The sequence below is a fragment of the Frigoribacterium sp. CFBP 13729 genome (assembly GCF_014841875.1).
In the GTDB taxonomy this organism is placed as follows: Bacteria; Actinomycetota; Actinomycetes; order Actinomycetales; family Microbacteriaceae; genus Frigoribacterium.
The window spans coordinates 95,251-121,467 of sequence record NZ_JACYUR010000002.1 but is presented as its reverse complement, the minus strand read 5'-3'; the positions used below and the strand labels follow the sequence as shown (position 1 = coordinate 121,467).

At 74.6% G+C, this 26,217-nt stretch carries 30 protein-coding genes; 17 read left to right on the top strand and 13 right to left on the bottom strand.

Annotation, left to right across the window (positions count from 1 at the left end):
- Positions 1–87 precede the first annotated feature (87 nt).
- The gene (gene clpS / locus IFT77_RS06990; RefSeq protein ID WP_123547824.1) at positions 88–390 is read left to right on the top strand and encodes an ATP-dependent Clp protease adapter ClpS; all 303 of its coding nucleotides are present in this window, start codon (positions 88–90) and stop codon (positions 388–390) included.
- Complete coding sequence (locus tag IFT77_RS06985) at positions 390–848, top strand: DUF2017 domain-containing protein (RefSeq protein WP_192169913.1); 459 nt, start codon at positions 390–392, stop codon at positions 846–848. The genes clpS and IFT77_RS06985 overlap by 1 nt, the downstream gene beginning before the upstream one ends.
- A gap of 56 nt (positions 849–904) precedes the next feature.
- Here IFT77_RS06985 and IFT77_RS06980 read toward each other — a convergent pair whose 3' ends face one another.
- Entirely contained in the window at positions 905–1,090 is a 186-nt protein-coding gene (locus IFT77_RS06980; protein WP_123547822.1) for a PspC domain-containing protein, read from the bottom strand.
- Between the two features lie 160 nt (positions 1,091–1,250).
- On the opposite strand from IFT77_RS06980, the gene IFT77_RS06975 reads away from it, so the two are divergent.
- The 4 genes from IFT77_RS06975 (at position 1,251) to IFT77_RS06960 (ending at position 5,696) form a co-directional block, all read left to right on the top strand.
- Positions 1,251–2,129, top strand: coding sequence for a hypothetical protein (locus IFT77_RS06975; RefSeq protein WP_192040834.1), 879 nt, complete (start codon positions 1,251–1,253; stop codon positions 2,127–2,129).
- A 160-nt stretch (positions 2,130–2,289) separates the two neighbouring features.
- Positions 2,290–2,709: a hypothetical protein gene (locus IFT77_RS06970; RefSeq protein WP_192040833.1), complete on the top strand. Its 420-nt coding sequence runs from the start codon at positions 2,290–2,292 to the stop codon at positions 2,707–2,709.
- 27 nt (positions 2,710–2,736) lie between these two features.
- Positions 2,737–4,431: an ABC-F family ATP-binding cassette domain-containing protein gene (locus IFT77_RS06965; RefSeq protein ID WP_192040832.1), complete on the top strand. Its 1,695-nt coding sequence runs from the start codon at positions 2,737–2,739 to the stop codon at positions 4,429–4,431.
- On the top strand, positions 4,428–5,696 hold the full coding sequence (locus IFT77_RS06960) for an SGNH/GDSL hydrolase family protein (RefSeq protein WP_192169601.1): 1,269 nt from the start codon (positions 4,428–4,430) through the stop codon (positions 5,694–5,696). Before IFT77_RS06965 ends, IFT77_RS06960 begins: the two co-directional genes overlap by 4 nt.
- A gap of 57 nt (positions 5,697–5,753) precedes the next feature.
- Here the strand turns inward: IFT77_RS06960 and IFT77_RS06955 are convergent, their stop codons facing one another.
- From IFT77_RS06955 to IFT77_RS16820, 3 genes are all read right to left on the bottom strand, one after another.
- Positions 5,754–6,386 (bottom strand): hypothetical protein, encoded by a 633-nt coding sequence (locus IFT77_RS06955; RefSeq protein ID WP_192040830.1) that lies wholly within the window; start codon positions 6,384–6,386, stop codon positions 5,754–5,756.
- Positions 6,387–6,862: 476 nt separating this feature from the next.
- Positions 6,863–8,200, bottom strand: coding sequence for an MFS transporter (locus IFT77_RS06950; RefSeq protein ID WP_192169600.1), 1,338 nt, complete (start codon positions 8,198–8,200; stop codon positions 6,863–6,865).
- Between the two features lie 193 nt (positions 8,201–8,393).
- On the bottom strand, positions 8,394–9,125 hold the full coding sequence (locus tag IFT77_RS16820; RefSeq protein WP_371740969.1) for a DUF805 domain-containing protein: 732 nt from the start codon (positions 9,123–9,125) through the stop codon (positions 8,394–8,396).
- Positions 9,126–9,180: 55 nt separating this feature from the next.
- On the opposite strand from IFT77_RS16820, the gene IFT77_RS17425 reads away from it, so the two are divergent.
- Genes IFT77_RS17425 through IFT77_RS06935 form a run of 3 tightly spaced genes read left to right on the top strand, consistent with a single transcriptional unit; the run spans position 9,181 to position 10,360 of the window.
- Positions 9,181–9,576 carry a DUF3253 domain-containing protein gene (locus IFT77_RS17425; protein WP_192040828.1) on the top strand — a complete coding sequence of 132 codons (396 nt, stop codon included), beginning with the start codon at positions 9,181–9,183 and terminating at the stop codon, positions 9,574–9,576.
- Entirely contained in the window at positions 9,573–9,947 is a 375-nt protein-coding gene (locus IFT77_RS06940; protein ID WP_192040827.1) for a DUF202 domain-containing protein, read from the top strand. The genes IFT77_RS17425 and IFT77_RS06940 overlap by 4 nt, the downstream gene beginning before the upstream one ends.
- Positions 9,944–10,360, top strand: a complete 417-nt coding sequence (locus tag IFT77_RS06935; protein ID WP_192169598.1) for a DUF202 domain-containing protein — start codon at positions 9,944–9,946, stop codon at positions 10,358–10,360. The genes IFT77_RS06940 and IFT77_RS06935 overlap by 4 nt, the downstream gene beginning before the upstream one ends.
- Positions 10,361–10,551: 191 nt before the next feature.
- Here IFT77_RS06935 and IFT77_RS06930 read toward each other — a convergent pair whose 3' ends face one another.
- A complete protein-coding gene (locus tag IFT77_RS06930) occupies positions 10,552–11,070 on the bottom strand; it encodes a DinB family protein (RefSeq protein ID WP_192169597.1) in 519 nt (172 codons plus the stop codon).
- A 168-nt stretch (positions 11,071–11,238) separates the two neighbouring features.
- Between IFT77_RS06930 and IFT77_RS06925 the strand changes: the two genes are divergently transcribed.
- Positions 11,239–12,600, top strand: a complete 1,362-nt coding sequence (locus IFT77_RS06925; RefSeq protein ID WP_192169596.1) for a LysM domain-containing protein — start codon at positions 11,239–11,241, stop codon at positions 12,598–12,600.
- A 212-nt stretch (positions 12,601–12,812) separates the two neighbouring features.
- Here the strand turns inward: IFT77_RS06925 and bla are convergent, their stop codons facing one another.
- Together bla and IFT77_RS06915 are read right to left on the bottom strand one after the other, a co-directional pair.
- Positions 12,813–13,826, bottom strand: a complete 1,014-nt coding sequence (bla, locus tag IFT77_RS06920; RefSeq protein WP_192169595.1) for a class A beta-lactamase — start codon at positions 13,824–13,826, stop codon at positions 12,813–12,815.
- Between the two features lie 148 nt (positions 13,827–13,974).
- A complete protein-coding gene (locus IFT77_RS06915) occupies positions 13,975–14,520 on the bottom strand; it encodes an MOSC domain-containing protein (protein WP_192169594.1) in 546 nt (181 codons plus the stop codon).
- 102 nt (positions 14,521–14,622) lie between these two features.
- Here IFT77_RS06915 and IFT77_RS06910 point away from each other — a divergent pair, with 102 nt between their 5' ends.
- Positions 14,623–15,651 (top strand): hypothetical protein, encoded by a 1,029-nt coding sequence (locus IFT77_RS06910; protein ID WP_192040821.1) that lies wholly within the window; start codon positions 14,623–14,625, stop codon positions 15,649–15,651.
- Positions 15,652–15,769: 118 nt separating this feature from the next.
- Here the strand turns inward: IFT77_RS06910 and IFT77_RS06905 are convergent, their stop codons facing one another.
- Entirely contained in the window at positions 15,770–16,345 is a 576-nt protein-coding gene (locus IFT77_RS06905; protein WP_192169593.1) for a GIY-YIG nuclease family protein, read from the bottom strand.
- A gap of 52 nt (positions 16,346–16,397) precedes the next feature.
- On the bottom strand, positions 16,398–16,631 hold the full coding sequence (locus tag IFT77_RS06900; protein ID WP_192041470.1) for a hypothetical protein: 234 nt from the start codon (positions 16,629–16,631) through the stop codon (positions 16,398–16,400).
- Positions 16,632–16,780: 149 nt separating this feature from the next.
- Between IFT77_RS06900 and IFT77_RS06895 the strand changes: the two genes are divergently transcribed.
- The 5 genes from IFT77_RS06895 (at position 16,781) to IFT77_RS06875 (ending at position 20,302) form a co-directional block, all read left to right on the top strand.
- Positions 16,781–17,986 carry a hypothetical protein gene (locus IFT77_RS06895; RefSeq protein WP_192169592.1) on the top strand — a complete coding sequence of 402 codons (1,206 nt, stop codon included), beginning with the start codon at positions 16,781–16,783 and terminating at the stop codon, positions 17,984–17,986.
- A gap of 2 nt (positions 17,987–17,988) precedes the next feature.
- Positions 17,989–18,672 carry a hypothetical protein gene (locus IFT77_RS06890; protein ID WP_192169591.1) on the top strand — a complete coding sequence of 228 codons (684 nt, stop codon included), beginning with the start codon at positions 17,989–17,991 and terminating at the stop codon, positions 18,670–18,672.
- A 117-nt stretch (positions 18,673–18,789) separates the two neighbouring features.
- Entirely contained in the window at positions 18,790–19,236 is a 447-nt protein-coding gene (locus IFT77_RS06885; RefSeq protein WP_133738305.1) for a MarR family winged helix-turn-helix transcriptional regulator, read from the top strand.
- A gap of 80 nt (positions 19,237–19,316) precedes the next feature.
- Positions 19,317–19,757, top strand: a complete 441-nt coding sequence (locus IFT77_RS06880) for an OsmC family peroxiredoxin (protein ID WP_192040816.1) — start codon at positions 19,317–19,319, stop codon at positions 19,755–19,757.
- 302 nt (positions 19,758–20,059) lie between these two features.
- Positions 20,060–20,302: a hypothetical protein gene (locus IFT77_RS06875; protein WP_192040815.1), complete on the top strand. Its 243-nt coding sequence runs from the start codon at positions 20,060–20,062 to the stop codon at positions 20,300–20,302.
- 37 nt (positions 20,303–20,339) lie between these two features.
- On the opposite strand, the gene IFT77_RS06870 is transcribed toward IFT77_RS06875, so the two are convergent.
- Positions 20,340–21,062 carry an HAD family hydrolase gene (locus IFT77_RS06870; protein WP_192169590.1) on the bottom strand — a complete coding sequence of 241 codons (723 nt, stop codon included), beginning with the start codon at positions 21,060–21,062 and terminating at the stop codon, positions 20,340–20,342.
- Positions 21,063–21,179: 117 nt separating this feature from the next.
- On the opposite strand from IFT77_RS06870, the gene IFT77_RS06865 reads away from it, so the two are divergent.
- Entirely contained in the window at positions 21,180–21,857 is a 678-nt protein-coding gene (locus IFT77_RS06865) for an NADPH-dependent F420 reductase (RefSeq protein WP_123547798.1), read from the top strand.
- Positions 21,858–22,093: 236 nt separating this feature from the next.
- Here IFT77_RS06865 and IFT77_RS06860 read toward each other — a convergent pair whose 3' ends face one another.
- From IFT77_RS06860 to IFT77_RS06850, 3 genes are all read right to left on the bottom strand, one after another.
- Positions 22,094–24,181, bottom strand: coding sequence for a hypothetical protein (locus IFT77_RS06860; RefSeq protein ID WP_192169589.1), 2,088 nt, complete (start codon positions 24,179–24,181; stop codon positions 22,094–22,096).
- A gap of 118 nt (positions 24,182–24,299) precedes the next feature.
- Positions 24,300–25,313 carry a glycosidase gene (locus tag IFT77_RS06855; protein ID WP_192041398.1) on the bottom strand — a complete coding sequence of 338 codons (1,014 nt, stop codon included), beginning with the start codon at positions 25,311–25,313 and terminating at the stop codon, positions 24,300–24,302.
- A gap of 70 nt (positions 25,314–25,383) precedes the next feature.
- Positions 25,384–26,217 (bottom strand): carbohydrate ABC transporter permease, encoded by an 834-nt coding sequence (locus tag IFT77_RS06850; protein WP_123547795.1) that lies wholly within the window; start codon positions 26,215–26,217, stop codon positions 25,384–25,386.

The following is a 26,217-nucleotide window of genomic DNA, read 5'->3' as shown; positions in this document are numbered from 1 at the left end:
GCAGTCGGCCCTCGTGACAGCCGGTCGCCCTGACGCCGGCAGACCAGACGGTTCGTTCTGTCGGGCGAGCCGTGGCACGCTGGTGCGGTGACGCAGACCCTCGACGACACGCGCACCGGGACCGAGACCGGCGAGCGCCTCCTCGTCGCGCCCGACGTGCCCTGGGTCGTGCTCGTCTGGGACGACCCGGTCAACCTGATGTCGTACGTGAGCTGGGTGTTCCGCAGCTACTTCGGCTACGCGGCGGCCGAGTCGGAGCGCCTCATGATGCAGGTGCACACGACCGGCCGCGCCGTCGTGGCCACCGGCCCGCGCGAGGCGATGGAGCGGCACGTCGAGGCCCTGCACGACTTCGGCCTCTGGGCGACCGTCGCGAAGGCCGACGAGTGATGCCGTTCCGCCGTCGCGGCGACGAGCTGCTGCTCGACCTGCCCGAGCACGAGGCGAGGCTGCTCGGGGACCTCGTCGCCCAGCTCGTCACCGTGCTCGAGGGCGGCGACCCGGGCGACCCGGCCGTGGCGCGCCTCCTCCCCTCCGCTTACCCCGACGACGAGGAGGCGGCGGCCGAGTTCCGCAGGTTCACCTCCGACGACCTCATCGCCCGCAAGCTCGCCAACGCGCGACGGGTGCTCGACGACGTCGCCGCGCCGACGGCCGAGCGGCTCGACGCCGCGGGGCAGCAGTCGTGGCTGCGGACGCTGACCGACCTGCGGCTCGTGCTCGGCAGCCGTCTCGGCGTGACGGCCGACGGGCCGGCGCCGAGCGACGACCCGCACGTGGTCGTCATGCACGACGTGTTCGACTGGCTCGGCTACCTGCAGGAGAGCCTGGTCCAGACGCTGGGCTGACCCTGCGTGCTGCGAGGACCCGGCCCGCTGCGGACCGTGGCCGGTCCTGCCGGGTGCTAGCGCCCCTCCTTCGGGAACACCACCCAGAGCACGAGGTACAACAGCACCTGCGGGCCGGGCAGCAGCAGCGACAGCACGAACAGCAGCCGCACGAGGAAAGGGCTGAGGCCGAAGCGGTTCGCGAGTGCGGCACAGACTCCGGCGATGACCTTGCCGCGGCGGGGACGAGTGAGGGTAGCCATGGGCCCACCCTGCCAGCCCGGGCTCGATCGCGGCTGGGTCGCGGCTCGGCAGCGGACGAGACGATCCCGAGGAGGCGCGGCGCGCGGCCTCGGGACGGCCAGCGCTGCCAGGATCGGAGGCAGGCCGCCGCCGAGAGCGGCCGACGACGAGGGGGAGCTCGTGGGGAGCACACCGGACCGGCCGCAGCCGGGAGCACCGCAGCACGACGGGCGAGGGCGGCCCCGTCAGCAGGAGCGCCGTCCGCAGCAGCGGCAGCAGCCCGCCGACGCCCTCCGCCGACTCGCGCCGTCGCCGGCGCTCGCGCCTCCGTCGGTCGACCGCCTCGTGCTCGCCGTCGCCGCGCTGCCCGTCGGCGTCGCCGCCTCCCTCTTCGGCGGCGTCACGCCCGGTCTCGTCGTCTTCTGGGCGGTCGTGGCCGTGTTCGCCGGCACGGTGACCGGCAGCCGCCGGCACCGCCCCGACGCCGTGCGTCTCTCCGTCACGGTCGGCGTGCTCCTCGTCGTCCCGACCGTCGCCCCCGGCCTGCCCGAGGCGTGGAACGTGCTCACCACCTCCGCCGGGGTGTTCTGCGGCGCCAGCCTCGGCCGCGTGCTGCGTGCCCGGGCGGACGCCCGTGCCGTCCGCGAGCTCGACCCGCCGACCCGGCCGGAGGACGTGCCGGGCCGGACCGTCCTCCGTCTCGAGACGGACCGCCTCCGGTGGGAGGCAGTCGACCCGTCAGCTCGGTTGCTGGAGAAGGCCGTCCGGAGGCTGCGCGACCAGCAGGCCTACCAGGTCGAGCTGCGGCGGGGGCCGGCGGGCATGTTCCTCCTGCGCGACCGAGGGACGCCCTACTTCGTGCTCCAGGCGGACGACGTCGCAGAGGGGCCGTGGCACGAAGCCCTCGACACGGAGACCGTGCCCGTCGAGGGCGAGCCGTACCCGCAGCTGCTAGGGGCGCGCGAGCTGCGACGCCGGTCGGTCGCCGCCGCCGCGCACTTCAGCCGGACGGGCGAACGGACGCCGGAGTTGCCGTGGGGTCCGGTGCGGCCGCGGTGAGGGGTCCGGGTGAACGGCCACGACGCGTGCGACCGCGAGGGCGCGACACGGTGACGGGCCGAGTGGACGGACGGCCGTCGAGGCGGGAGGTGACGTCGCCCAGCCCTCGATCGGGTCCGACGCGAGCCCCTGGGCGGATGCTCGACACCGGGGAGCGCAGATGAGATCTCCGTCGCGCCGCAGGAACGACCTGTTCGTCGCGGCGATCGTGCTGGGCCCGCTCGTCGTGGGCGTCGGCCTGTTCGTCGTCGCCCCCACAGCTCTCCTCCGGTATGACGAGACGCACCGGATCGACGTGAGATGCACGGTGACGTCCGCGGAGGCCGGGGTCCGCTCCTCGGCGAACCGTCTCGGAGCGGGGAGCTCGCGGACCGAGGTCGAGATCCGCACCGACGACTGCGGCGTCCTGAGGTTGCAGGCGGGCGTCACCGAGGAGAACAGCGTCGAGGTCGCCGGGGGACTCGTCTCGGGCAGCGACTACTTCTTCGCCGTCGGCGAGGGATCCTGGTCCGCACGGGCCGTCTACGACACACTCGGCAAGTCTCCCCTCGTCTACGACTACGCACCCGTGGCGCCCTGACGGCCGACACCGGGCGAGAATGGTCCGATGAGCGCATCACTCGTGGCGAAGGACCTGGCCGGCGGCCACGGGCACCGCACCCTGTTCGACCACCTCGACCTCACGGTCGCGCCCGGCGACGTCGTGGGCGTGGTGGGCGTGAACGGGGCCGGCAAGTCGACGCTGCTGCGCCTCCTCGCGGGGGTGGACGAGCCGCAGGGCGGCTCCGTCGTGCTGAGCCCGGGTGACGCGTTCGTCGGCTGGCTGCCGCAGGAGCACGAGCGCGTGCCCGGCGAGACCGTCGCCGGCTACATCGGCCGCCGCACCGGCTGCACCCAGGCCGCCGCCGAGATGGACGAGGCCGCCTCCGCCCTCGGCGACGTCGACGCCGCCCCGCGCGCCGACGGGCTCGACCCGGCCGACGTGTACTCGACGGCGCTCGAGCGCTGGCTCGCGAGCGGTGCGGCCGACCTGGACGACCGCCTCCCGCAGGTCCTCGCCGAGCTGGGCCTCGGCGCTGAAGCCGCCGCCGAGGGCGCCGTGGGCCCCGACAGCCCGATGACCTCGCTCAGCGGCGGCCAGGCGGCCCGGGTCGGCCTCGCCGCCCTGCTGCTCAGCCGCTTCGACGTCGCGCTGCTCGACGAGCCCACCAACGACCTCGACCTCGACGGCCTCGAGCGGCTCGAGCGCTTCGTGCAGGGCCAGCGCGGGGGCGTCGTGCTCGTGAGCCACGACCGCGAGTTCCTCGCGCGCTGCGTCACGAAGGTGCTCGAGCTCGACCTCGCCCAGTCGTCGAACCGCGTGTTCGGCGGCGGCTACGACTCCTACCTCGAGGAGCGCGAGACCGCCCGCCGTCACGCCCGCGAGGCCTACGACGAGTTCGCGGACAAGAAGGCCGACCTCGTCGGCCGTGCCCGCACGCAGCGCGAGTGGTCGAGCCAGGGCGTCCGCAACGCGATGAAGAAGGCCCCCGACAACGACAAGATCCGCCGCAAGGCGTCCGCCGAGTCGAGCGAGAAGCAGGGCCAGAAGGTCCGTCAGATGGAGAGCCGCATCGCGCGCATGGAGGAGGTCGACGAGCCCCGCAAAGAATGGCAGCTCGAGTTCACCATCGGTTCGGCACCGCGGTCGAGCGCCGTCGTCGCGACGCTCAGCGGCGCGGTGTTCCGCCAGGGCGAGCCGGGCGACGAGTTCGTGCTCGGACCCGTCTCGCTGCAGGTCGACGGCGGCGACCGCATCGGCATCACCGGACCCAACGGGGCGGGCAAGTCCACGCTGCTGCGCGGGCTCCTGGGACGCCAGGCCCCGAGCGAAGGAGGCGCCAGCCGCGGAGCCAGCATCGCCGTCGGCGAGATCGACCAGGCGCGTGCGCTCCTCGCCGGCGACGAGCCCCTGGCGGACGCCTTCGAGGCGCTGGTGCCCGACTGGCCCCAGGCCGAGGTGCGCACGCTGCTCGCCAAGTTCGGGCTGAAGGCCGACCACGTCTCGCGCCCCGTCGACGATCTGTCGCCCGGCGAGCGGACCCGCGCCGGGCTCGCCCTGCTGCAGGCCCGCGGCGTGAACGTGCTCGTGCTCGACGAGCCGACGAACCACCTCGACCTCGCCGCGATCGAGCAGCTCGAGCAGGCGCTCGAGTCGTACGAGGGCACGCTGCTGCTGGTGACGCACGACCGGCGGATGCTGCAGACGGTGCGGCTCGACCGGCAGTGGCGCGTCGAGGGCGGCCGGGTGACGGAGTCGTGACCCGCGCCTCCTCGACCATCCGCTCGCGCTCGACGACCCGCTCGCGGCGCTCGTCGACGCGACGAGCCCTGCCCGTCGCGGGGCTGCTCGCCGCGGCCCTGCTGCTGACCGGGTGCACCGGCGGCGGCGGGGCGGACGACGGCGCGACGTCGGGCGCGACGGGCAGCGCCTCGGCCGCGCCCGACGCGGGCACCGGCCCGAGCACCGGCTCCGACGACGCCTGGGCCGCCTGGGACGCCGCCCTCGCCGACGTCGACGGGTCGCCCGCCCGGTGGCTCGCGGTCGGCGACTCGATCACCGAGGGGCAGGGCGCCTCGTCGGTCGACAGCCGCTGGGTCGACCTGACCCGCGACGCGCTGCGGACGGCCCACCCCGTCGACGGCGTCACGGGCGGTGTCGGCTACCGCCCGGCGGTGTTCGCGACGTACGGGCCCGACTCCCCCTGGGGCGACTGGGCGACCGACCGGCAGGGCGGCGTCGACCTCGACGGCACCTCGCCTGCCCTGGGCTTCCGCAGCCTCGAGCTCGAGCCCGGCGCACGGGTGAGCTGGCCGGTGACGGGCACCGACGTGGACCTCTGGTGGGCAGGAGGCGGCGGCTCGTTCACGTGGGACGTCGACGGCACCCGGCAGGGCCGGGTCGACACGGGCGACTCGGCCGCGTCGTCGTCGGTGACGCCCGTCGAGGGACTGGACGCCGGGCCGCACACCGTCACGGTGACGGCGGCGAGCGACGAGCGCTCCGACGAGCCCGTCGTGCTGCACGGCCTGGCCGCCTTCGACGGCGACCGGGAGCGCGGCGTGACCCTGTACGACTCCGCGCGGTCGGGCGCCACGACCGGCACCTTCACCGACGACCTCGCGGGCTGGCTCGAGGCGGTGGCCGCGGCCGAGCCCGACGTCGTCACGATCACGCTCGGGGCCAACGACCTGCGGGGCAGCAGCCCCGAGGAGTTCGCGGACGGCTACCGGGACGTCGTCGAGGGGCTGCAGGCGCTGGACGCGCCTCCTACCGTGGTCGTCGTCGACGAGTTCCCCGTGGCGGCCGGCCTGGCCGACACCGGGAAGGCGCCGATCGCCGACTACGCCGCCGCGCTCGACGAGGTCGTCGACGAGACCGGCGTCGTGTCGGTGTCGCTCGGCGACGCGCTCGCGAGCGCGGGCACGACCGACCTGCGCAGCCTGCTCTCGTCGGACGGGCTGCACCCGAACGACGCCGGTCAGCGCGCGATCGCCGCGTTCATGACGGGCGTGCTCGCGCGCTGACCTGCCTGGCCGCGTGGTGCGGCTCCGGGCTGCCGCTGCCGGCTGTCGATGCCGCTGTCAGTTGATCAGCGAGAAGGCCGCGTCGAGGGCCTGGTCGGCGTCGAGCGAGGTCTCGGTGGTCGCGGTCGCCGTGACGTTGAACAGGCCGTGCGTCGTGATGACCGTGCCGCCGTTCACGAGGATGCCCGTGCTCTCGCCGGTCTGGGTGAACGCGCGCCCGTCGAGGTCGGCGGCGCGGCTGTCGTCGACGGCGGTGACGCCCTCGGTCGCGGCCACGGTGTCGGCCTGCTCGGCGATGGTGTCGGCGTCGAACTCCTGCACCTGGGCGACCGCGATGACCGCCTGCACGGCGCTCGCGTCGGTGGTCTCCTCGGTCGACGAGGCCCACGAGCACTGGAAGCCCTCGTCGGTCGCCGTGCTCTCGTCCCGCAGCTCGAGGCCCTCGACCGCGGAGCCCAGGGCCGCGCCCACGGCCTCGCACGAGCCGAAGGCGATCATCGTGCCGGGCTCGCCGTCGCCTGCCGACGCCGAGCTGCCGCTGCCCGACCCGCTCGTCGCCCCCTGGCTCGCCTCGTCGTCGGAGTCGCCGCCGCTCGTGCAGCCGGTGAGGAGGAGCGCCAGCGCCAGCGCCCCGGAGGCGGCAGTCGCCACGGCCCTGCGCGAGCGGGTCGTCGAGATGGTCGGTGTCATGGGTGTCTCCCCCTGGGGACTCGCCGCCGGCTCCCTGCGCCAGCGGGCCGTGCCACCTTACCGAGGGGCTCCGACGGCGGTCCCGGTGACGGGGGCGCGCCTCCTCGGGCCCGGCCGCGCCGCTCCGGTGGCGCTGGCCGCCCTGCCTGGCCTGGCCGCTGGGCGCAAGCCGGCAGGTGCGTGCACCTGCTCGTGCGCCCTCGCGGCGACCAGCGGGTACCGTCGAGCGTCCACCGACGATACGGAGTCACCCATGGCCTCGCTGCTCCGCAGGCTCGCACCCCTGCTCATCCCCATCATCATCCGCAAGTTCCAGAACCGGAAGGGCGGCGGGAACGGTCAGGCCGGTTCCGGCTCCGGTCGCCGCCGCTAGGCACCCGCACCGCTCTGACACCGCCGAGTGAACGGAACACCGCCGAACTACGCGGTGGCCCGTTCACTCGGCGGTGTTCGCATTCGGCCGCCGCGGGCGCGAGCTAGCGGCGCGCGCGAGCGACCAGCACGCGGTCGGTGACGACCACGGCCACGAGCACTACGGCCGCGATGCCGACGTAGAGCAGCGGCAGCGTGTCGAGCCCCGACCCGTCGAGCACGAGGGCGCCGATCAGGGCGCCTCCGCCGATGCCGGTGTTGAACGCCGTCGTGTAGAACGCGCTGGCGATGTCGCGGTGCTTCTCGGGGCTGACCTGCAGCATCTTCGTCTGGAACAGCGGGGGCAGCGCCCCGAACGTCACGCCCCAGATCACGAAGGCGACCAAGGAGGGGCCCGGCTGCCCCTCGAGCAGCACCAGCGCCAGCACGGACACCACCACGATGCCCACCCCCACGGGGATGCTGACCCGCGGCCGCTTGCCGAGGAACCAGCCGACCATGAGCAGGCCGACGCCGCCCGCGATGCCGAACGCGAAGAGCGCGACGCTGAGGCTCGACTCCGCGATGCCCGTCGAGCGCAGCAGGTACGGCGCGATGTAGGTGAAGAACGAGTAGTGGCCGACCATGAACACGGCCGTGATCAGGCAGCTGAAGACGATGCCCATGACCGACGGCGGCGGCAGGTGCCGCGACGCGGTCGGCGTCGAGCCGGTGAGCGTCGGGACGCTGCCCGTCGCGGTCGAGGCGGCCAGCGCCTCCTCGGAGTCGCCTGCGGGCCGTGCCGTGTGCGTCGACGGGACCGGCGGCAACAGACGCCAGACGAGCACCGCGCCGAGGGCCATCGCCCCGGCGAGGATGCCGAAGGCGGCACGCCAGCCGAGGGCCTGGCCGAGCGCCGTGCCGAGGGGCACGCCGAGCACGAAGGCCAGCGTGCCGCCGCTCATCGCGACGGCGAGCGCGCGCCCGACCTGCTCCCGCGGGACGAGGTGCGCCGCGTACGCGCCGCCGATCGCCCAGAACATGCCGTGCGCCAGTCCGCCGAGCACCCGCGACGCGACGACGAGCTCGTAGGTCGGCGCGATCGCCGTGAGCGCAGCGCTGATCGCGAGCACGGTGATGAGGCCGACCACGATGAGGTGGCGGGGCAGCTTGCGGGTCAGGTGCGTGAGCCCGGTGCTGGTGAGCACCACGGTGAATGCGAACACGCTGACGAGCAGGCCGATGCTCGACTCGCTGACGCCGAGCTCGCCGCTCATCTCGGGCAGCAGGCCGGTGGGCAGCATCTCGCCCGAGATGCTGAGGAACGTCGCGACGGCGAGCGCGAGCAGCCCGGCGAGGGGGAACTTCGCGGGGGTGACAGGTCGACCCGTCGAGGAGGCGCGGGTCGAGGACGAAGCAGAGGTGGAGGTCGTCGAGGGACGACCCTGGGCAGCAGGTGTCATGGGAGGGTCTCGGTCAGTCGGCGGGCGCCGTTCCCTCGACCCGAGGTGCCGTGGCTCCGGCAGCTCTGCTGCGGTTCAGCGGTGCTGACGCTCAGCGATGCTGCGGGGCCGGCTCGGCGGGGAGGATGGTGATCCCGACTGCGCGCTGTCGTGCACGCCCGGGGCCGCACGTGACGCGCGACCAGGGTCGATCCTACTGGCTGCCCGTCGAGGGCGCCAGGGACGGATCGGCGACCCGCCCGTCGACGGGCACACGCTCGAAGCGGACGCCCGCCGGCTTCGAGCGCTGCGCCAGCAGCACGAGCACCACGAACGACAGCAGCGGCACGATCACGGCGCCGAGCGCCCACGACGCCGAGTAGTCCGCGTCGTGCAGCCGCCGGATCGCGAGGGTGACCATCGGAGCGAGGGTGAGCAGCGACCACACCGTCCAGATCAGGACGGAGGCGCCGCCCGCTGGGTCGCCGGAGGTGTCGGTCCACGAGAAGATCGGCACGGTCCCCAGCGGACCCGGCCCGAAAGGACCTGTCGGCAGGCTGAGGTCGCGAGTCCGGCCCTGCAGCAGCGGCACGAGCAGCAGCAGGACCGCCGCGACGGCGGTCTGCAGCAGCCACGTCCACCAGAACTCCGAGCGGCTGGCCCGCCCCGTGGTGGTGAGGCGGGTGACGGCCCGGGCCCAGGCGATCCAGGGCCGCGAGACGGAGACGGGGCCGTGGACGGTCAGCGAGTCGGGCAGTCGGATGCGCGCGCCTCCTCGGTGCGGACGGCCGTGGCGGTCGTGGTCGTGCGGCGGCCCGGTCGGCGCCGTCGCTCCCTCGACGCTAGCGAGAGCAGACCGCTCTGTCGAGGGCAGGTCGACCGACGGGTCGCGACGCTCGAGCGACGAGGGAGCGACGAACCTGCGCGGAGGATCGCGTCGGTTCACCGTCCTCGCGTCGGTTCGTCAGCCACGCGTCAGCCGCGAGGCGCAGCATGGACGGGTGAGCACGCCCGACGAGAAGACCTGCCGCTCGTGCGGCCGCCGCATCGAGTGGCGCAAGAAGTGGGCCGCGAACTGGGACGAGGTCGCCTACTGCAGCGACGCGTGCCGCCGCCGCAAGGTGACCGCGCTCGACCGCCAGCTCGAGGAGCGGATCCGCGAGCTCCTCGCCGCCCGTGCCGCGACGTCGACGATCTGCCCGTCCGACGTCGCCCGGTCGATCGCCCCCGACGACGAAGCCGCCTGGCGCGACCTCATGGAGCCCGTCCGACGGGCCGCCCGACGGCTCGTCGCGGCCGGCGAGGTCGACATCACGCAGGGCGGCTCGGTGGTCGACCCGTCGACCGCCAAGGGCCCGATCCGCATCCGCCGGCGGCGCGCAGGAGGCGGCCGGTGAGCGCAGGGGGCGGCGACCGCCGGTTCCCCCGTCGTGTCTACGGCACGGGGCAGGAGCCCGACGTCCGGTTCAGCCTGGCCAACGAGCGCACGTTCCTGGCCTGGGTGCGCACGTCGCTCGCGCTCGTGGCGGGCGGCGTCGCCCTCGAGGCGCTGGGCCTCGGCCTGCAGCCCGGGCTGCGGCTCGCGGCGTCGCTCGTGCTGATCGTCGCCGGGATCGCGGCGCCCGTGCAGGCCTGGGTCGGCTGGGCCCGCACCGAGCGTGCTCTGCGGGCCGACCGGCCGCTGCCGTCCGCGCCGCTGGCGCTGCCGCTCGGCATCGCGGTCGCGGTCGCCGGGGTGCTCGTGCTGCTCGGGGTCGTGCTGGCGTGACCGATGGCCCGTGGGACCCGGGCCTGCAGCCCGAGCGCACCGCGCTCGCCTGGCGCCGCACCGGCCTGGCGCTGACCGTCGGGTCGCTGATCGGGCTGCGCGTGCTGCCGCCCCTGCTCGGACCTGCGGCGTTCGTGCTGGCCGGGCTCGGGGTCGTCGCGTCGCTCGCGGTGCTCACCGCGGCGCACCGGCGGGACCGACGGGTGCACCGCCTCCTGCTCGCCGCCCGTGACGCCGGACGCACCCGCGCCGACGCCGACTCGGACAGCGATCCCGGTGACGGCGTCGACGCCGGCTCGACGGGCTCGCCTGCCCGGGTGCCCACCACCGGGGGCGCGCTGCCCGCGGCGACCGCGGCGCTCGCCCTCGCGGCCGGCCTCGGCGCGCTCGTCGTGGCGCTCGGGGTCCGCTGACCGGACTTCCCCGCGATCGAGATGCCCCAGACGGCTGTTCCCCGTCAGCCCGAGCGACCGTTCAGGGCAACTCGAGCGACTCGGGCCGACTCGGCGACCCGATCATCGGCGCCGACGGAGCCCGGGCCACCATCCGAGGCAAGTGGATGATCGTCGGCCGGCGTCGCGACGGGCGGAGACCGCGAGAGCCGTCAGCGGCGCACGTCGTGCAGGTGGTGCACCGGGTCGTGCACGAAGTAGAGGCCGAGCGTCTCCACCGTGAAGGCGGCTCCGTCGCCGCGCAGGCCGGTGCGGTGCACCTGGTCGGCGGGCACCTCCTCGAAGCGGCGGGCGACGACCTCGGCCGCGGCGAGCAGCTGCTCGGCGACGACGGCCGGGTCCTGCCCGGCGTAGCCGTCGGCGAGCGCCGTGGCGTCCTGGTCCCAGTTCTCGAAGGCGGGGGCGTCCTCGTCGAGCATCCGCCGGAGGCGACCGTCGAAGACCCGGAACACGTCGCGCACGTGGGCGCCGTACTCGAGTGGCGACCAGGTCGCGTCGTCCGGCCGCTCGCGGGCGTCGGCGCGGCCGAGCTCGGCAGGCCACGCGGCGGCGTTCGCCCGCACCAGGCCGGGCACGTCGCCCAGCTCGACCTCGGCGGCGTCGTAGCCGCACTCGGGGCAGGGCTCGTCGAGCACCCAGGTCCAGTTCTTCGTGTCGGGGACGATCGGCATGACCCGACCGTAGCCAGGGGCCGAGGAGGCGCGCGAGGGAGATCCTGCCGACCTGCGTCGAGCGACCGCCACGAGGAGCCGGGAGGGAGACGGCGCGCGTCGGGACGTCGAACGGGCCCGGCTCGACCGTGTCGGCAGCCTGTCCTAGGATCGCCGCAGGGGGGGAACATGACGGACGATCACACACCAGGGCCGCACGACGACGACGTCGAGCGCGATGACACAGAACGCGGGCCCGATCCGCACGGCGACGACGCGGCGGCCGAGCAGGCCGCTGTGGACGAGCGTGCCGTCACCGACGAGCGCCCCGGCGCGGCCGACACGTCGACGCGCGCGACGACTCAGCCGACCGAGGTGCAGCCCGCCGCGCCCACGGCCCGCACGCCCGACGACGAGCCGGCCCCCGCGACGGGCGCGGGCCCGCGACTCGTGCCGTGGACGCACCGCCCCACGACGTCGGAGGGCACGGCCGGGTCGGCCGCCGCCTCCTCGGGGCGCTCCGGTGCGGCAGGTGCCGCCGGGGCAGCCGGGGCAGCGGGCGCGACGGGCGCCGCCGCAGCGAGCGCCGACACCGACTCCGACTCCGACTCCCAGGACGACGAGCCCGGGCGGCGACGCATGCGCCCGGCCGCGATCCTGGCCGTGGTCGGCGGAGCGGCCGTGGTCGCCGTGGTGCTCGGCACGGTCCTCGCGTTCTCGAGCGGCGGCCCGCTCGCGTCCGGCGCCCCCGCCGCGACGTCGGAGCCGGCCTCCCCGATCACGACCAGCGCACGCCCGTCGACCAGCCCCACGCCGAGCGCGACGCCGACGGCGTCCGCCTCGCCGTCCCCGCGTGCCGCGACCCCTCCCCCCGCGGAGGCCGCCGAGGAGGCGCCCTACGTCACTCCCGTCGCGGCGGGCACGGTGGTGGCCGAGGCCGACGTGCGGTCGCCGAAGGGCAGCATCGCGTTCCACTACCGGGTCGTCGCCGTGGGCGACGGCACCTTCTCGACCGAGTGGTCGGGCTACACCTCGACCCTGCCGGTCACGGTCCAGCTCTCCTACTTCGAGATCGCGCCCGCGGTCTTCGACGGCCTGACGTCCCCCGGCGACGGCGTGGCCGTGCTCGGCGGGCCCACCTCGGCACCGACGTCGGGCTCCGCGCCCCTGCCGATCGGACAGCCGTCGTACCTCGGCACCCTCGTCGTGTCCACGGCCGAGGCAGCACCCGACGTGCCCGTCGAGATCAGCCGCGGCAAGGTCCTCGCGGTCGCTCCGGTCAGGTGGTCGGTGCCCCCGAAGACGACCAACATCGTCCCGGTCGACGGCGGCGTCGGGAACTGGGCCAACGGCGTCGTGACGGCGACCACCGCCGCGGGGGCGCCCAAGCGCTACCAGGTCTCCACCGGCGACACCGCCGACGGCGTCGCCGCGCGCTTCGGCATCACGGTCGCGGCCCTGATCTACCTGAACCAGGGCCTCGAGGTGATCGACGACCAGCAGCGCCTGTTCGACGAGACGACGCTCCTCCTCGACCCGGACAGCCTCTGACGGTCGGAGAGCACCGGCAGCCGATGGTCAGGGAGCGACCGGCAGCCGCCGAGTGGTCAGTTCCTGTTCTCCAGGGGCGACTGAGCGACCGGAACTGACCACTCGACCTCGGGCTGGTGCCGACCGGCTCCGAGCCAGCCAGACCGGCCGAGCCAGTGCAGGTCAGGTCGGGGCCGGCCAGGTCAGGTCAGGGCCGGTCAGGGCCGGTCAGGTCAGGAAGGTGTCGGCAGCGCCCCGAGCACGATCGCGGCCGCGCGCGCGACGAGGGCGTCGTCGTAGCGGGCGTCGGGGTCGTTCCGCGTCGTGAACACGGTGACGACGACCGGTGCCCGGCCGGGAGGGGTGACGACCGCGACGTCGTTGCGGATGCCGCCCGCGCCTCCTGACTTGTCGGCCACGACCCAGCCGTCCGGGGCTCCGGCACGGATCAGGGTGTCGCCGGTCGCGTTGCCGCTCATCCAGTCGAGCAGCAGCGCGCGGTCGGAGTCGGCGAGCCAGCGACCGTCGAGCAGCGCGCCGAGGTCGGCGGTGAAGGCCGCGGGAGTGCTCGTGTCGTCGGTGCTGCCGGGCTCGATCGTGTTGAGGTCGGGCTCCCGGTTCACGACCTCGGTGGTCGTGTCGCCGATGTCCTCGAGCCCCTGGTCGAGGCCGGCCGGCCCCCCGACGCGGTCGAGCACGATGTTGAGGGCCGTGTTGTCGCTCTTCCGCACGGCTGCCTCGGCGAGCTGCGCGAGGGTCAGCCCGTCGGCGACGTGCTCGCTCGTCACCGGCGAGTGGCCGGCGGCCTCGACGTCGGCGGCGGTCCAGGTGACGACCTCCTCGCGCTGCTCGGCGGGCACGTCGTGCAGCAGCTGGGCCGCCGCGAGCGCCTTGATCGACGAGGCGTAGCCGAAGCACTCGTCGGCGCGGTGCCAGGCCGTCGCTCCGGTCTCCGTGTCGACGACGCCGACGCCGACGCGGGCGTCGAACTCGGCCTCGAGCGCGGCGAGGTCGTCGGCCACGTCGGCGGAGACGTCGACCGTCGGCGTCGCGGACGGGGTGGCGGCAGCGCCCGACGACGGGCTCGCGGTCGCGGCGGCACCCGACGGGGACGTGCTGCAGCCGCTGACGACGACGGCGACGAGCGCGGCCGTCGCGAGCGCCGCCGTGGTGCCGGGGGTGCGCGTCCTGCCGCGAGCGGCGGTGGTGGTGCTGGCGCTGGTGCTGGTGTGCGACCTGGTCCTCATGGAGCTCCTCCTGGCGTCCCCTCGCCGGGCCGCGGTCACGACCGGGCGGGGACGTCCCCGACAGCATGGCCGCCGTCGCGCCCTCGCCGGGGGCGGACGACACGAGGAGGTGCGGAGTCCATCCCCGAGGATGACTCGCCCTCCGACCTCAGACGGGCTGCAGCGCCTCGTGTTCTCCCTCGGGCAGCTCGACGCCGACACTGTCGCCGGGAGCGACGCGGCCGCCGGCGAGCACCACGGCCATGACTCCCGCCTTGCGCACCACCTGGCCCTCGTCGTCCCGGGTCACCAGCTCGCGCATCAGGCCGGCCTCGAGCCCGTCGATCTGCACGCACGGGTTCCGCAGCCCGGTGACCTCGACGACCGCGTCGGGTCCGAGCCGCAGCACCGCGCCGCGGGGCAGCCCGAGCAGGTCGACCCCGCGCGTCGTGACGTTCTCGCCCAGCTCGCCCGGGGCGACCTCGAAGCCGGAGCCCTCCACTTCGTCGAACAGCTCGGCGTGCACCAGGTGCACCTGGCGCAGGTTCGGCTGCGAGGGGTCACGGGCGACCCGCGAGCGGTGCTGCACGGTGGTGCCGGCGTGGGCGTCGCCCTCGACGCCGAGCCCGGCGATCAGGACGATGTCGTCGACCACCTCCTTCGAGAAGCGGTGCTCGGGGTCGCGGCTGACGGAGACGACGGAGGCGGCGGTCATGTCCCCATCATCCGCTGCGACGGGCGCCGGGTCGAGGGGGCGCCTCCTCGTGGTCGATCGAGTCCGAGCGCCGATGTCGGCGGCAGGTCGTAGCGTCGCGGCGTGCCCGAACCGATCGAGAGCTGGTGGGCCCGCCGTCAGCGGTCCCGTGCCGCCGAGGTGCCGTACGCGCCCGGCGCCTACCGCGACGCGTGGGCGCGCTACCCCGTGCTCGTGCGGCAGTACCGGCCCGAGCACAACCGGGGGCTGCTGCTGAGCCAGGTGCCTCCCGCGGCCGACGTCTGGCTGACCTGGCTCTGCGACGTGGGCCACCAGTTCGTCGCGACGCCCGACGAGCAGCGCCACCGGCCCGGGCGTGAGCGACGGCGGTCGTCGTGGTGCCCGACCTGCGCCGATCTCGCGTCGCCGCGGCGGCTGCCGGCCGTGCCGATGGACCCGGCGCCGAAGCGCCCGCGCGACGCCCCCGAGACGGCGGCCCCGGTCGCCACGACCACGGATTTGCCGCCGGGTCGGGGCCCGCGTCCGGGTCCCTTCGTCGACGGCGGTGAGCGGGCCGCACTGCTCCAGCGCATCGGGGCGTCCCGGCCGGGCCTGCCGTCGCCGACGCCACGGCCGATGTCGTCGCCACGGCCGTCCCCCGCAGCCCGCGTCCCGAGGAGGCGCGACCAGCTCTGCGACCGCACCCCCGACCTGCCCGTCGGCGAGGCGTTCTCGAGCGCGTGCGCACCGCCTCCTGCGTCCGCGGTCGAGGAGCAGCTGAGGGCCGACCTCGCCGCCGCGATCACGTTCACCGCGGGGGTCAACGCGGTCCGCCTCGCGCGGCCGTTCTTCGAGCACCTCGAGGCGTGGCCCGACGTGCTGCTGCCCGAGCTCCGTGTCGCGGTCGAGTACGACTCGACGGGCAGGCACGGGCTCGAGCACGTCGGCCACCGCGAGGAGGCGGACCGCCGCAAGGACCGCGCGCTCCGCTCCGCAGGGTGGGAGGTCGTCCGGGTCCGGACCGGCGGTCTCGAGGCGCTCGGCCCGCACGACCTCGTCGTCTCGGGGCTGACGCGCAGCACGGTGCCGCAGCTGCTCGACGTGTTCCGCGAGGTGCGCGGCGACCTCTACGTCGACGCCTGGCTGCGCTGACCCGAGCGGGCCGACCCGATCGAGCCCGCCCGAGCGGGCCCACCCGATCGATGTGACGCGTCGGGGGCGTCGGCGGTCGGTCGACCCCCTGCGACGCGTCACCTCGATCGCCCGGCGATCACGACCGCAGGGCGAGGGCCTCGCTGCGCCAGCGCGCATAGCTGCTCCACGGGTCGTCCGAGCCGGCCCGGAGCGTCGCCGCGTGCGCGAGCAGCTCGGGCGCGGCCGTGAACCACTCGGTGCGCGCGAGGCGGTGCTCGGCGAACTGCACGTGCCGGCGGTGCTCGACGAGCCGGTCGCCGCGCTCGAAGGCGAGCAGGTCGTCGTGCCAGATGCGGGCGAGCCGGCGGCGAGGGTCGGACGAGGTGCCGATCTTGATCCGGTCGTCGAAGCGCAGGTAGTAGACGACGTCGACCCGCGGAGGTGCGAGCTCGCCGTCCGGCGAGTCGCCGTGCCGCCACTCGCAGACCGCGCAGAGCCAGCCCGACGGCCAGTGGACGCCGAGCCGGGACCCGCACGCGACGCACGGCGAGGGCAGCAGGTCGGTGAGGCCGTGCTCGCGCTCCGACCAGTCGGCGGCGGCGTCGAGGTGCCAGGCGCAGAGCGGGGCCGGGGCGCCGGGCTCGACCGGACGACCGCAGCCGTCGACGCAGCAGACGGAGGAGGCGCGGTTGGCGCTAGAGGACCCGGTCACGTCGTCACCGTAGGCGCCGCCCCCGACATCAGAGCCGCTCGTCCGCAGCGGGTCAGTCGCGCGTGTGCGCCTCTCCCCCGCCGGGACGGACCTTCGCGGTGTCGGCGACGTCGATGCGGGTGACGCCGTCCGGTCGCTCCTCGGTGGTGATGCGCGGGGCGGCGTCGGTCTCGTCCGACTTCGGCGCGCGCGTCAGCTGGTCGTGCCGCTTCTCGTCGGCGGTCATGCCGGTGGGGTCGTCGTGGTCGCCGGTCGTGCCGTCGTGCTCGGTCGCGTCGCTGCTCATGTGGTCGAGGCTACGCGGGCGCCGCCCCCGTGGCCCCGCCGCATCCCCGGGCAGGCGCCTCGTCCGATCGCCCTCGGTTCACCCGTCCGGGCAGGCTCCCACCCGGCGATCGCCGTGCCCCCCGAAAGCGGGGCGGCCACACTGGGAGCGTGACCGACGACGACCACCGCCCCGCGTCCCCGCCGCCCGCCGCACCAGCGCCCGCCGTGCCCACCGCCACCGCCGCCACCGCCACCGCCACCGGCGGGGCGACGCCGACGCAGCAGCGACGCACCGGCCGTCGCGACCTCGTGGGTGCCCTCGCGTTCGCCGCAGCGGTCGTCGTCGTGGCGGCGGCACAGATCGGGGGCACGGTCCTCCTCGTCCTGCTCGTGGACGGCGGCGGCGTGACCGCTCTCCTGCTCGGGGCCCTCGGCCTGGCCCTCCTGACGATCGCCCCGATCGTCCTCGGCGCCGTCCTCGCGGCGTGGGACGTGCCCACCACCCACCGGGAGCAGCAGCGCGCCCGGCGCCTGCTCGGGTGGATGCTCGGCGTCCAGGCGGGAGGAGCGGCCCTGGTGCTGCTGTCCGCCTGGCTGAGCGACCCGCCCGCCTGGCTCCCCGCCTCCTTCGTCGCCCTCGGCGCCGCGCTCACGGTGGTCGCCCTCGTCGCGGGCCCGGCGGTCGGCGAGCACGTCCGGCAGGGCGCGGAGCCGGTCGAGTGGCGACAGGTCCCCCGCGGGGAGGTGCGCCGCGGGGAGGTGCGCCGCGGGGTGCGCACGGTGACGCTCGCGTTCGTCCTCACGTTCGTCCCGGCCGCCGTCGGCCTCTCGTTCGTCCCCCTCGACGACGACGACTCAGGCGCGGACCTCCTCTTCGTCGCCGCCGGGCTGGGGTTCCTCGCCGCCTCGATCGCGTGCACCGTCGTCTCGTTCCGGCTGATGAAGCAGGCGGGGGCGGTGATCGGCCGCGACCATGACCGGGCCAGGAGGATCGGCAAGGCCGTCCTGTCCCGCCGCCCGCTCGAACTGGGCCCCGACGACGAGCGGGCCGCCGCCCGGTGGGCCTCCGTGAGCGCGGTGTCGCTCCCGGTGCAGTACGCCCAGAGCGCGACGCTGTTCGCCGGCCTGATCTGCAACCAGCTGCCGCAGGCGCTCGGCGAGGACGGCTGGATCTTCTCCCGCGTCCTGATGGTCGTGATGGCCGCCATGCTGCTCGGCTTCGCGCCCTTCTTCCTGACGCGGGCCTCGCGTGCTCGGCGCTACGCCGCGGCACGGCCGCACCTGCTGCCGCCGAGCGCGGCCGAGACGGCGGGACCAGCGGGATCTGCGGGCACGGCGGGTCCGGCTCCCGTCCCCGGCGGCGAACGCTCGTGACCGTGCCGTTCCCCAGCCGGCGCGACCTCCGCCGCCGCGGCTGGCACGAGTGGCGGGCCGGGGCCGCGCAGCTCGTCACGCCGCGTCGCCGTCTCGTGCTCGCCGTGGCGGCCGTCGTCGTCGGCTCCGCGGCCGCACTGGGCATAGACCGTTCCCTCTCGGGCGTCGACGCCTTCGACGGGCCGGGCGCGGTCCGTGCGGTCGCCGCACTCGCCTTCGCCTCGATGTCCGTCGCCTTCGTCGTCCTGGTGGCCGTCGGAGTCTGGCTGCGGCGCGATCGTCGGTCGCTGGCACCGGTGTCGTGGCGGGACGACCGGCTCGTGGGCGACTACTCGAGCGAGGGCGCGCCGGAGCTGTCCGCGACCCTGGCGCCGCGCCTCCTCGCCTCGGCCCGCAAGCAGCGGCTCGGCCTCGTGGGCGCGCTCACGATGACCCTCGGTGGTGCGGCCGCGTTCACGCTCGGCATCGTCGGCGTGGTGGTCATCGCTATCACGGAGGGGTTCCCCGGATTCGGCTTCGCCGGCGCCCTGCTCTCGGTCCTCAGCCTGCCGTTCACCACGGCCGCCAGCCTCGAGGGGCTGGGCCGCGCCGCCGTCGCGCTCGACCTCGCCGAGGCGCACGCATCTCGTTCGCACCTCGCGGGCATCGAGTTGCCCCGGGATGCTGCTTCTCCCTCGTCGAACTGACGCTCCGGGGCAACTCGTCTGGAGCGCAGCCCACACGCGGGCCGCCACGGGAGGCGCCCGGGCCAGAGAATGAGTTATGTGCAACTGAGTTGTGCGCAACGTGCTACTGTCGACGACATGACCGCGGCCGCCCCGACCACCCCCCTGCTCGACGAGCAGATCTGCTTCGCGCTCTACGCCGCGTCGCGGGCGCTGACCACCCGGTATCGCGAACTGCTCGAGCCGCTGGGCATCACCTACCCGCAGTACCTCGTCATGCTGGTGCTGTGGGAGCAGGGGCCGACCGGGGTCTCGGGCCTCGGCGAGCGCCTCCACCTCGACTCGGGCACGCTCTCCCCGCTGCTGCGTCGCCTCGAGGGCCAGGGCCTCGTCACCCGCACCCGAGTGCCCGACGACGAGCGCAGCGTGCGCGTCGAGCTCACCGCCGACGGCGAGGCACTCCGGGCCTCGGCGGCCGGCATCCCGGCGAGCATCTGCGCCGCGACGGGCCTCGACCCCGCGGCGATCGCGGCCCTCACGGCCCAGGTCGGCGAGCTGGGCGACAGCGTCCGCGCCGCCTCCTAGGCCTGCTGCTGCGTCTCGCCGCGACCCGCGGCCCCCACGACTCCACCGACTCCCCCATCCCCACACGAAAGAAGGACACGATGCCCACTCGCACCTCCCGCACCGCATGGAACGGCAGCCTCGAGACCGGCGAGGGCCAGGTCGAGCTCTCCAGCTCGAAGCTCGGCACGTACGACGTCTCGTTCCCGAAGCGCGCCGCTGACGACGCCAACGGCTCGACCAGCCCCGAGGAGCTCCTCGCGGCCGCCCACTCCGCCTGCTACGCCATGCAGTTCAGCGCCGTCCTCGGCCAGGCCGGCGGCACCGTCGAGGCGCTCGACGTCAAGGCCGACGTCTCGCTCGGCCCGGACTCGGCCGGCGGCTTCAAGCTCACCGGCATCGCCCTCACCGTCCGCGGCGAGGTCTCCGGCATCGACGAGGCCCAGTTCCAGGCCGCCGCGAAGGACGCCAAGGAGACCTGCCCCGTGAGCAAGGCGCTGACCGGCGTCGAGATCACGCTCGACGCGACGCTCGAGAGCTAGGCAGCACCGCAGCACCGACGAGCCCCGCTCCTCACCGTCCGCGCACGACGCGGCGAGGGGCGGGGCTCTCTCGTGCGGCTGATCCGTCACGAGACGGATCAGGCCACGCGGACACCCTCGTCCCGGGCAGCACCGCGGTCGCAGCACGAGGCCGCAAGACCGCGGCCGCAGCACCGCGGCCGCAGCCCCGATCTGGGGCCAGGCCGGGGCCAGTCACGAGGAGGCGGCACTCCGAACCCGAGACGACGCAGCAACGCTCGGGCACGGACGACCGGGCGGATCCTCCACGGAAGGCCCCGACGATGCACGACGAGACGCGCCCCACGGCGACCCCCACCTGCCCCGACTGCCACGGCCCGGCGCGGCTCGTCGACAACCCGTACTACGGCTCCGGGCTGAGCGTGCACCCGTGGGTGCTCACCTGCACGGCCTGCTCGTCGTCGACGTTCGTGCCCCGGCAGGAGCCGCGGGCGGCAGCCGCACCGTGCCCGATCCGGGGCCGCAGCGCGTGGGCCCGCCTCGTCGGCCGGCGCGGTCGACGCTGACCCGGATCGCGCCCGGCGCGGCGCAGCTCAGCTCAGCTCAGCGCAGCTGGCCGACGACGCTCCCGTCGAGCCCCGCGAGCAGCGCCGCCACGTCGTCCCACACCTCGACCGCGCCGGCCTCGGTCAGCGACGCCGCCGACGTCCCGCCCGAGCGGACGCCGACGCAGGTGACCCCGGCACGACCGGCCGCCTCCACGTCCCAGACCGCGTCGCCGACCATCACCGCCTGCGCGGCGTCGACCCCGGCCTTCTCGAGCGCACCCTGCACGATGCCCGGGTCGGGCTTGGCGGTCTCCGCGTCCTCCGAGGAGGTGACCGCCCAGAGCGCACCCTCGACGTCGAGCAGGTCGCGCAGCACGGCGAGCTCCTCCTCGGGGGCGCTGGTCGCGAGCACGACCCGGTGGCCCCGTCGCGTGAGCTCGTCGAGCAGCTCGGTCGCCCGCGCGAAGACGTGCAGGTCGGTGTCGCCGTGGGGCAGGTAGTGGGCGGAGTGGCGTTCCTCCGCCTCGTCGCCCCGCGCCTCCGCGACCTCGTCGCCCAGCAGGCCCGAGAGCAGCAGCGTCGAGTCCTCGCCGATCGCCTCGTGGATCCGCCAGCTGTCGACCGGGTGCCCGATGTCGGCGAACGCCTTCGACCACGCGTCGACGTGCGCGTAGTTGGAGTCGACGAGCGTCCCGTCGATGTCGAAGAGGACGGCGGTCGTGCGGGCGTCGGAGGCGTCGGTCCTGGAGTCCGAGGAGGCGCGGGTCGAGTCGGTCATGCACCCACCCTGTCCCTGCAGTGACTGCACCGTTCGCCCCTCGCGACGACTGGGCGCCTCCTCCGAGCTGCCTGGGAGCGGGAACACCCGACCGTCCGGCGGGCGTTGGCTGGTCACATGACTACGTACGGAATCATCGGAGCAGGCAACATCGGCAGCCAGGTCGCCCGGGCGCTCATCACCCAGGGCCACGACGTCGTGATCAGCAACTCGCGCGGACCCGAGACCCTGGCCGACCTCGTCGCCGACCTGGGCGAGAAGGCGCGTGCCGCCACGTCGCAGGAGGCGGCCGAGGCAGGCGAGGTCGTGGTCGTCACGGTCCCGCTGAAGAACTACGAGGAGGTGCCGGTCGAGCCGCTCGCGGGCAAGGTCGTCATCGACACGAACAACTACTACTTCGAGCGCGACGGCCACATCGCCGCCCTCGACAACGGCCTCGACACGGTGTCGGGCATGCTGCAGCGCCACCTGCCCGAGAGCAAGGTCGCCAAGGGCTTCAACCACATCATGGCGAAGGACATCACCACCGACGGCAAGCCGGCCGGCACCGAGGGCCGTCGTGCGCTCGCCACGTCGAGCGACTTCGAGGAGGCCGCCGAGCTCGTGCAGCGCCTCTACGACGAGGTCGGCTTCGACACCGTCAACGTGGGCCCGCTGAGCGAGAGCTGGCGCGTCGAGCGCGACCAGCCCGCCTACGTGGTGTCGCAGACCCGCTCGGAGCTCGTCGAGAACCTGGCCAAGGCCACCCGCGCGACGGCGACGAACGAGCCGGCGCCGCACGCCGACGAGGCGTAGCCGCAGTTCTCCCGCAGGAGGCGCCCCGCACCTCCTGCGGGCTGGTGCCCGGCACCTCCTGGGGGCGTTGAACACGCTTCGGAACCCCGTTCCGTTCAAAGAACCGCGAAGCAACACGGTTCTTCGAACGGAACGGGGTTCTTCGTTCGCGGAGGAGGCGTGCGGGGTGATCGTCGGGGCCCGCACGCCCGTTCGAGCCCGTTCCAGCGCGCCCGCGCCCGCGCGCCCGTGACCCCCTACCGCGTCGCGACGACGAACCCGCCGCCGCGCACCAGCGCGACCGACTGACCCGAGACCGTCCGCTGCGACACGAGCGCCCCGCGCGAGTCGTAGCTCGCGACCGTCGACCGCACGCCGCGTGCGCCGACCGTGGTCGGCAGCGGCAGCTTCGAGGTCGACGAGACGAGCTCGGTCGCCCGGCCGCCGGCCCCGGTCAGCGCGAGCCGCTGCACGAGCGGCCGGACGATCAGCGCGTCCACCGTCACCGGCTGCGACCCGCGGGCCGTCACCGTCACGGAGGTGGCCCCGGGCCCGACGGGGATCGGCAGCGTCTGCGGCAGCAGCGCCCCGGAGGCGGCGGTCACGCCCTGCGCGCCCACCCGGGTCGTCAGGGTGCCGAGCGGCACCCGGCCGGCCTTCCAGGTCGAGGTCGACACGACTCCCTCGGCGCCGAGCAGCACCGGCTCGACGTGACGCAGCCCCGACCCCGCAGGCACCGCGATCGTGGCGCTCTGTCCCGGCTGCAGCGTGAGCGCCGCGCCGCCGCTGTACTGCGACTCGCCCGTCCACGCCGAGTCGGGGGTGACGACGGTGCCCGTCGTGGGCGACGCGCCCTCGGCCTCGATCGTCGTCAGCCCGTCACGCGACGCGATCGTGGTCGACGCCTGGGCCAGCGCCGACACGTCGGGGGCGCCGTCCAGCGCGATCATCGACAGCAGGCCGTGGATCGTGCTCTCGGCGCCGCTGTTGCCGTTGACGGAGCCGTCGGCCTGCACGCCGTCGTTCGTCACGCCGGTCGCCCGGTCGTAGACCGGCTTGCCCGAGCGGTTCGTGCCGAAGTACCAGCTCGCCGCGACGCCGGCCACCTGGCGGAAGCCCGCCCCGCCCGAGGCGTCGGCCACGGCGAGCGCGGACTGCAGGCGCGAGTCCGCGCCGTAGGCGATCTGCGTCTGGTCGACGGGCGTCGGGTACCAGGCGTTGTCCGGCCCGCTGGCCGTGAGCAGGGTCGTCGTGAACGAGGCGGTGTCGACGACCGCGGGAGCCAGCAGGTCGCTGCGCCCCAGCACGGTCGAGGCGCGCGCCAGGGCCGCGGGCATCTGCGACGCCCACGAGTGCCACATCGAGCGCGAGTGCGTCCACGGCAGCACCGCGCCGTACGGCCAGGTCTGCGGGTCGCCCGACGCCATGCGCGCCACGCCCTCAGCGAGCTGCGTCGTCGCGGTCCGCACCGTCGCGTCGTCGGGGGCGGCGGCCACGTACGAGCTGAGGCCGAGAACGGCCTCGGCCGTGGCGTCCGCGCCGTCGACGATCAGCCAGGCGGGCACCTGCGTGCCGTCGGCCACGTCGTACTGCCCGTAGCGCGACAGCGTGTCGCGCTGCAGCGCCGTCACGCCGAGCTGGAGGCGCTGCTGCAGGAACGCGGCGAACTCCGGGTCCTCGTCGCGGAACGCCGCGTAGCCCTCGCCGAACGCCCAGATGCTGCGGGCGAGCCAGTAGCTGTTTCCGCTGTCGGAGGGGTCGGGCAGCTCGACGGGGACGGGGCTGCGGTTGAACGTGCCGTCCGGCTGCATCCACAGCACGACGTTGCCGGCGGCCGGACCCGTCGTGGTCTGGAAGTACGCGGTCGCGCGCAGCAGCTCGTAGGCCTTGTCGCGGCTCGCCTCCGCCCCGGTCTGCTGCCAGTCGCGCAGGTACACGACCGCGGCGCGCGACACGTCGTCGGAGTTGTACGCGCCCTGTCCCCAGTACCCGGTCGCGGGGTCGAGCGGGCCGCCGCCCACCCGGGCGAAGGTGCCGCCGTCGCGGGCGTCCGCGTAGGTCCACGGCAGGGTCAGCGTCGGCTCGCTCTCGAGGCGGTACGACGTGTGCCCTTCCTCCGCGGCGGGCGTCGTCTGGTCGAGCAGGAAGTCGAGGTGCGCGAGGTTCGTGAGCGGCGCCTGCGCGGCAGCAGCAGTCGTCGCGGCGGCGCTCGGCGCAGCCGGCGCAGGCGCAGCCGGTGCCGCAGGAGGCGCGGCGGACGCCGGCAGCACCCCCGTCACCCCCAGCGCGATCGCGGTCGTGGCGGCCAGGGCGAGCCCGGCCCATCGTGAGGTGCGTGCGGTCATCGTCGACCGCCTCCTTCTGTCTCGTCGTGCATGGTCGTCGAGTCGCCCCGGGATGTCGGGTCGACTCGTTCTGGGTGACGTTCTGGGGCAACTCGCCCGCAGCGCCCGGGCGTGCGGGTCAGGCGCGGTCGAGCCGGGCGACGCCGATCTTCGAGTCGGCCATGCCGTAGAAGACGAACGGCACCCCGTCCACCTCCTCGATCGCGGTGGGGAACACCACGTTCGGCACGATGCCGTCGCGCTCGTCGGCCGTCTCGGCCTCGAGCAAGGGCACGGCCGAGCGGGTCACGACGCGGGAGGGGTCGTCCGCGTCGAGGATCATGCCGCCCGCCGCGTAGTTGACGTTCTGCTGCTGGGCGAACACGTCGTCGATGACGCCCGTGACGCCGTGGTGCAGCAGCAGCCAGCCCTCGGGCACGCGGCGCGGGGGCGGGCCGCCGCCGATCTTGAGCTCCTCGAAGGGGAACTCGGGGCCGGCCACCGGGCGGTGCTGTCCCCAGCGGGCCAGGGCGCGATCGTCCGCCGCGACCGCGTCGACGGGCACGTAGCTGATCCAGATCGAGTGCCGCCCGTCGGTGACCCCGGCGGGCAGCGGGCTGCCCTCCCCCGGCACGGTGGCGCCGATGTGCCACATCGGCCGGTGCAGCACGGCGAAGCTGCGGACGCCGTCGGGTGCGGTGACGGGCGACGGGAAGAACGTCGTGTCCTTGTTGTGGAACAGCCCGAGGTCGGTGTCGAGCTCGTCGACGTAGTCGAAGGTCACGGGGCCGAGGCGACGCCACTCGCGCAGGTCGTCGCTGACGGCGACGGCCGTGCGGGGCCCGAGCGGACCGTAGGCGACGTAGGTCATCACGTGCAGGCCGAGCTCGTCGACCCGGGTGACGCGCGGGTCCTCGACGCCCGAGTGCGTGGCGCCGCGCTCCCAGCCGCGGTCGGGGGCGAGCACGACGCCCTCGCGCTCGACGCCGACGGGCACGCCGTCGTCGACGACCACGCGGGCGAGGCCGACGCGCGAGACGTTGCCGGCGGCGACGAGGCGCGGCAGCAGGTACAGCTCGCCGTCGGGCCCGCGGCCCGAGCCGGGGTTGAGGACGCCCTCGGCCTCGAGCGGCTCGTCGGGGTCGGGCGCCATGACGACGCCGAGGCGCGTCAGGCGGTAGGGGAACGGAGGAGGTGCGGTGTCGGTCACGGGGGATCTCCTGTCAGCCCTTCACGCTCGAGCCGACGTCGGTCGAGATGAAGTAGCGCTGGAACACGATGAACAGCAGCACGACCGGGGCGGCGAGCACGACGGCTCCGGCCAGGGTCGCGCCGAAGGGGTTGGCGGCGGTGGCGGCGACGTTCGAGATGTAGTTCGCCAGCGAGACGGCGAGCGGCTGCATCGACGCCTCCTTGGTGATGAGGAACGGCCAGAGGAACTCGTTCCACGGCCCGATGAACGTCAGCAGCAGGGCCGTGACGAGCGCGGGGCGGACGAGCGGCAGGGCGATGTTCCACAGCAGTCGGAACTCGCCGGTGCCGTCGATGCGTGCCGCCTCGAACAGCTCGCGGGGCAGCTGCAGGAAGTACTGCCGGAAGATGATCACCGCCGTCGAGTTGATGGCGAACGGCAGGATCATGCCGAGGTAGTTGTCGCTCAGCCCGTAGTTGCGCGCGATGAGCACGTACAGCGGGATGACCAGCAGCTGGAACGGCACCACCTGCACGAGCAGCGCGAGGGCGAAGGTCACGCCGCGTCCTCGCCACTGCAGCACGGCGAGCGCGTAGCCGACGAGCACCCCGAACACGACGGTGCAGATCAGCACGCCCGCGGTGAAGATGCCCGAGTTGACGAGCCCCGTGAGCAGCCCGATGCGGCTGTCGATCGCGGCGTAGTTCTCGAGGGTGAGGTTCGACGGGTGCGGGAACGCGCCCGCGACGGTCGGGTCGGGCCGCGCCTGCAGCGAGCCGATCACCATGTAGTAGAAGGGGAAGAGGAACGCGAGCGCTCCCAGTGCGAGCACGACGCCTCGCAGCGTGGTCTGGGTCCTGGACAT

Coding starts and splice junctions, on each gene's coding strand:
- IFT77_RS06985 (WP_192169913.1), top strand. CDS start 390: ATGCCGTTCCGCCGTCGCGGCGACGAGCTGCTGCTCGACCTGCCCGAG.
- IFT77_RS06980 (WP_123547822.1), bottom strand. CDS start 1,090: ATGGCTACCCTCACTCGTCCCCGCCGCGGCAAGGTCATCGCCGGAGTC.
- IFT77_RS06970 (WP_192040833.1), top strand. CDS start 2,290: ATGAGATCTCCGTCGCGCCGCAGGAACGACCTGTTCGTCGCGGCGATC.
- IFT77_RS06965 (WP_192040832.1), top strand. CDS start 2,737: ATGAGCGCATCACTCGTGGCGAAGGACCTGGCCGGCGGCCACGGGCAC.
- IFT77_RS06955 (WP_192040830.1), bottom strand. CDS start 6,386: ATGACACCGACCATCTCGACGACCCGCTCGCGCAGGGCCGTGGCGACT.
- IFT77_RS06950 (WP_192169600.1), bottom strand. CDS start 8,200: ATGACACCTGCTGCCCAGGGTCGTCCCTCGACGACCTCCACCTCTGCT.
- IFT77_RS06930 (WP_192169597.1), bottom strand. CDS start 11,070: ATGCCGATCGTCCCCGACACGAAGAACTGGACCTGGGTGCTCGACGAG.
- IFT77_RS06925 (WP_192169596.1), top strand. CDS start 11,239: ATGACGGACGATCACACACCAGGGCCGCACGACGACGACGTCGAGCGC.
- bla (WP_192169595.1), bottom strand. CDS start 13,826: ATGAGGACCAGGTCGCACACCAGCACCAGCGCCAGCACCACCACCGCC.
- IFT77_RS06915 (WP_192169594.1), bottom strand. CDS start 14,520: ATGACCGCCGCCTCCGTCGTCTCCGTCAGCCGCGACCCCGAGCACCGC.
- IFT77_RS06900 (WP_192041470.1), bottom strand. CDS start 16,631: ATGAGCAGCGACGCGACCGAGCACGACGGCACGACCGGCGACCACGAC.
- IFT77_RS06885 (WP_133738305.1), top strand. CDS start 18,790: ATGACCGCGGCCGCCCCGACCACCCCCCTGCTCGACGAGCAGATCTGC.
- IFT77_RS06880 (WP_192040816.1), top strand. CDS start 19,317: ATGCCCACTCGCACCTCCCGCACCGCATGGAACGGCAGCCTCGAGACC.
- IFT77_RS06875 (WP_192040815.1), top strand. CDS start 20,060: ATGCACGACGAGACGCGCCCCACGGCGACCCCCACCTGCCCCGACTGC.
- IFT77_RS06870 (WP_192169590.1), bottom strand. CDS start 21,062: ATGACCGACTCGACCCGCGCCTCCTCGGACTCCAGGACCGACGCCTCC.
- IFT77_RS06865 (WP_123547798.1), top strand. CDS start 21,180: ATGACTACGTACGGAATCATCGGAGCAGGCAACATCGGCAGCCAGGTC.
- IFT77_RS06860 (WP_192169589.1), bottom strand. CDS start 24,181: ATGACCGCACGCACCTCACGATGGGCCGGGCTCGCCCTGGCCGCCACG.
- IFT77_RS06855 (WP_192041398.1), bottom strand. CDS start 25,313: ATGGCGCCCGACCCCGACGAGCCGCTCGAGGCCGAGGGCGTCCTCAAC.
- IFT77_RS06850 (WP_123547795.1), bottom strand. CDS start 26,217: ATGTCCAGGACCCAGACCACGCTGCGAGGCGTCGTGCTCGCACTGGGA.